The following is a 4,534-nucleotide window of genomic DNA, read 5'->3' on the forward strand; positions in this document are numbered from 1 at the left end:
AAGGCCCAGGGAAGACTCATCTTGAGGCAAGTTTCGCGCTTAGATGCTTTCAGCGCTTATCTTTTCCGCACTTAGCTACCGGGCAATGCCATTGGCATGACAACCCGAACACCAGTGGTGCGTTCACTCCGGTCCTCTCGTACTAGGAGCAACCCCTCTCAATCTTCCAACGCCCACGGCAGATAGGGACCGAACTGTCTCACGACGTTCTAAACCCAGCTCGCGTACCACTTTAAATGGCGAACAGCCATACCCTTGGGACCTACTTCAGCCCCAGGATGTGATGAGCCGACATCGAGGTGCCAAACACCGCCGTCGATATGAACTCTTGGGCGGTATCAGCCTGTTATCCCCGGAGTACCTTTTATCCGTTGAGCGATGGCCCTTCCATTCAGAACCACCGGATCACTAAGACCTACTTTCGTACCTGCTCGAGCCGTCACTCTCGCAGTCAAGCTAGCTTATGCCTTTGCACTAACCTCACGATGTCCGACCGTGATTAGCTAACCTTCGTGCTCCTCCGTTACTCTTTGGGAGGAGACCGCCCCAGTCAAACTACCCACCAGACACTGTCCTCACCCCRGATYAYGGGGCCGAGTTAGAACATCAAACATTAAAGGGTGGTATTTCAAGGATGGCTCCACGCAGACTGGCGTCCACGCTTCAAAGCCTCCCACCTATCCTACACATCAAGGCTCAATGTTCAGTGTCAAGCTATAGTAAAGGTTCACGGGGTCTTTCCGTCTTGCCGCGGGTACACTGCATCTTCACAGCGAGTTCAATTTCACTGAGTCTCGGGTGGAGACAGCCTGGCCATCATTACGCCATTCGTGCAGGTCGGAACTTACCCGACAAGGAATTTCGCTACCTTAGGACCGTTATAGTTACGGCCGCCGTTTACTGGGGCTTCGATCAAGAGCTTCGCCTTGCGGCTGACCCCATCAATTAACCTTCCAGCACCGGGCAGGCGTCACACCGTATACGTCCACTTTCGTGTTTGCACAGTGCTGTGTTTTTATTAAACAGTTGCAGCCAGCTGGTATCTTCGACTGGCTTCAGCTCCATCCGCAAGGGACTTCACCTACATGCCAGCGTGCCTTCTCCCGAAGTTACGGCACCATTTTGCCTAGTTCCTTCACCCGAGTTCTCTCAAGCGCCTTGGTATTCTCTACCTGACCACCTGTGTCGGTTTGGGGTACGATTTAATGTTACCTGGAGCTTAGAGGATTTTCCTGGAAGCAGGGCATCAACTACTTCTGCACCGTAGTGCATCGTCATCACGCCTCAGGGTTGATATGCAACCGGATTTACCAGGTCACACCCCCTACACGCTTAAACCGGGACAACCGTCGCCCGGCYAGCCTAGCCTTCTCCGTCCCCCCTTCGCAGTAACACCAAGTACAGGAATATTAACCTGTTTCCCATCGACTACGCTTTTCAGCCTCGCCTTAGGGGTCGACTCACCCTGCCCCGATTAACGTTGGACAGGAACCCTTGGTCTTCCGGCGAGCGGGCTTTTCACCCGCTTTATCGTTACTTATGTCAGCATTCGCACTTCTGATACCTCCAGCAACCCTCACAGGCCACCTTCAACGGCTTACAGAACGCTCCCCTACCCAACAACGCTAAGCGTCGCTGCCGCAGCTTCGGTGCATGGTTTAGCCCCGTTACATCTTCCGCGCAGGCCGACTCGACCAGTGAGCTATTACGCTTTCTTTAAATGATGGCTGCTTCTAAGCCAACATCCTGGCTGTCTATGCCTTCCCACATCGTTTCCCACTTAACCATGACTTTGGGACCTTAGCTGGCGGTCTGGGTTGTTTCCCTCTTCACGACGGACGTTAGCACCCGCCGTGTGTCTCCCGTGATAACATTCTTCGGTATTCGGAGTTTGCATCGGTTTGGTAAGCCGGGATGGCCCCCTAGCCGAAACAGTGCTCTACCCCCGAAGATGAGTTCACGAGGCGCTACCTAAATAGCTTTCGGGGAGAACCAGCTATCTCCCGGTTTGATTGGCCTTTCACCCCCAGCCACAAGTCATCCGCTAATTTTTCAACATTAGTCGGTTCGGTCCTCCAGTTAGTGTTACCCAACCTTCAACCTGCCCATGGCTAGATCACCGGGTTTCGGGTCTATACCTTGCAACTAATCGCCCAGTTAAGACTCGGTTTCCCTACGGCTCCCCTATACGGTTAACCTTGCTACAAAATATAAGTCGCTGACCCATTATACAAAAGGTACGCAGTCACACCACGAAGGTGCTCCCACTGCTTGTACGTACACGGTTTCAGGTTCTATTTCACTCCCCTCGCCGGGGTTCTTTTCGCCTTTCCCTCACGGTACTGGTTCACTATCGGTCAGTCAGGAGTATTTAGCCTTGGAGGATGGTCCCCCCATATTCAGACAGGATGTCACGTGTCCCGCCCTACTCATCGAACTCACGACCTGTGCATTTTAGTGTACGGGGCTATCACCCTTTACTGCGCGACTTTCCAGACGCTTCCACTAACACACAAGCCGATTCAGGTTCTGGGCTCCTCCCCGTTCGCTCGCCGCTACTGGGGGAATCTCGGTTGATTTCTTTTCCTCGGGGTACTTAGATGTTTCAGTTCCCCCGGTTCGCCTCATGCCACTATGTATTCATGACATGATAGTGTGTCGAAACACACTGGGTTTCCCCATTCGGGTATCGCCGGTTATAACGGTTCATATCACCTTACCGACGCTTTTCGCAGATTAGCACGCCCTTCATCGCCTCTGACTGCCTAGGCATCCACCGTGTACGCTTAGTCACTTAACCTCACAACCCGAAGATGTTTCCATCGTTCGCGCTGCAAACATTTGAGAGACTCTATGACAGGTTACTCTTTATCCCAGTACTTCTACGGAGGGAYAAATTTCAGCCTGTCGCCAATATACTCTGAAGTATTGAAATACCGGACTATATGGTGGAGCTAAGCGGGATCGAACCGCTGACCTCCTGCGTGCAAGGCAGGCGCTCTCCCAGCTGAGCTATAGCCCCATACAGTCACGCGCAGTACCTTTTCCACTTCATGAGAAGTGGTAGGCCTGAGTGGACTTGAACCACCGACCTCACCCTTATCAGGGGTGCGCTCTAACCACCTGAGCTACAAGCCTATAAAGGTATTTCTGCTCGTTACTTTCTATCAGACAATCTGTGTGAGCACGCCACKCGAASYAATATCTTTAGGTAAGGAGGTGATCCAACCGCAGGTTCCCCTACGGTTACCTTGTTACGACTTCACCCCAGTCATGAATCACAAAGTGGTAAGCGCCCTCCCGAAGGTTAAGCTACCTACTTCTTTTGCAACCCACTCCCATGGTGTGATAGCATTCTGATCTACGATTACTAGCGATTCCGACTTCATGGAGTCGAGTTGCAGACTCCAATCCGGACTACGACGTACTTTATGAGGTCCGCTTGCTCTCGCGAGGTCGCTTCTCTTTGTATACGCCATTGTAGCACGTGTGTAGCCCTACTCGTAAGGGCCATGATGACTTGACGTCATCCCCACCTTCCTCCAGTTTATCACTGGCAGTCTCCTTTGAGTTCCCGGCCGAACCGCTGGCAACAAAGGATAAGGGTTGCGCTCGTTGCGGGACTTAACCCAACATTTCACAACACGAGCTGACGACAGCCATGCAGCACCTGTCTCAGAGTTCCCGAAGGCACCAATCCATCTCTGGAAAGTTCTCTGGATGTCAAGAGTAGGTAAGGTTCTTCGCGTTGCATCGAATTAAACCACATGCTCCACCGCTTGTGCGGGCCCCCGTCAATTCATTTGAGTTTTAACCTTGCGGCCGTACTCCCCAGGCGGTCGATTTAACGCGTTAGCTCCGGAAGCCACGCCTCAAGGGCACAACCTCCAAATCGACATCGTTTACAGCGTGGACTACCAGGGTATCTAATCCTGTTTGCTCCCCACGCTTTCGCACCTGAGCGTCAGTCTTCGTCCAGGGGGCCGCCTTCGCCACCGGTATTCCTCCAGATCTCTACGCATTTCACCGCTACACCTGGAATTCTACCCCCCTCTACGAGACTCTAGCTTGCCAGTTTCAAATGCAGTTCCCAGGTTGAGCCCGGGGATTTCACATCTGACTTAACAAACCGCCTGCGTGCGCTTTACGCCCAGTAATTCCGATTAACGCTTGCACCCTCCGTATTACCGCGGCTGCTGGCACGGAGTTAGCCGGTGCTTCTTCTGCGAGTAACGTCAATTGATGAACGTATTAAGYTCACCACCTTCCTCCTCGCTGAAAGTGCTTTACAACCCGAAGGCCTTCTTCACACACGCGGCATGGCTGCATCAGGCTTGCGCCCATTGTGCAATATTCCCCACTGCTGCCTCCCGTAGGAGTCTGGACCGTGTCTCAGTTCCAGTGTGGCTGGTCATCCTCTCAGACCAGCTAGGGATCGTCGCCTAGGTGAGCCATTACCCCACCTACTAGCTAATCCCATCTGGGCACATCTGATGGCAAGAGGCCCGAAGGTCCCCCTCTTTGGTCTTGCGAC

At 53.0% G+C, this 4,534-nt stretch carries 2 tRNA genes and 2 rRNA genes; all 4 read right to left on the reverse strand.

What is annotated here, in order from left to right:
• Positions 1-2,800 (reverse strand): 23S ribosomal RNA (locus ACOWVD_RS25395); the annotation flags it as partial.
• A 146-nt stretch (positions 2,801-2,946) separates the two neighbouring features.
• Positions 2,947-3,022 (reverse strand) — tRNA-Ala (locus tag ACOWVD_RS25400).
• Positions 3,023-3,061: 39 nt separating this feature from the next.
• A tRNA-Ile gene (locus ACOWVD_RS25405) sits at positions 3,062-3,138 on the reverse strand.
• A gap of 74 nt (positions 3,139-3,212) precedes the next feature.
• Positions 3,213-4,534, reverse strand: a 16S ribosomal RNA gene (locus tag ACOWVD_RS25410); the annotation flags it as partial.

The organism is Serratia sp. SA088, assembly GCF_049065515.1.
In the GTDB taxonomy this organism is placed as follows: Bacteria; Pseudomonadota; Gammaproteobacteria; order Enterobacterales; family Enterobacteriaceae; genus Serratia; species Serratia nematodiphila.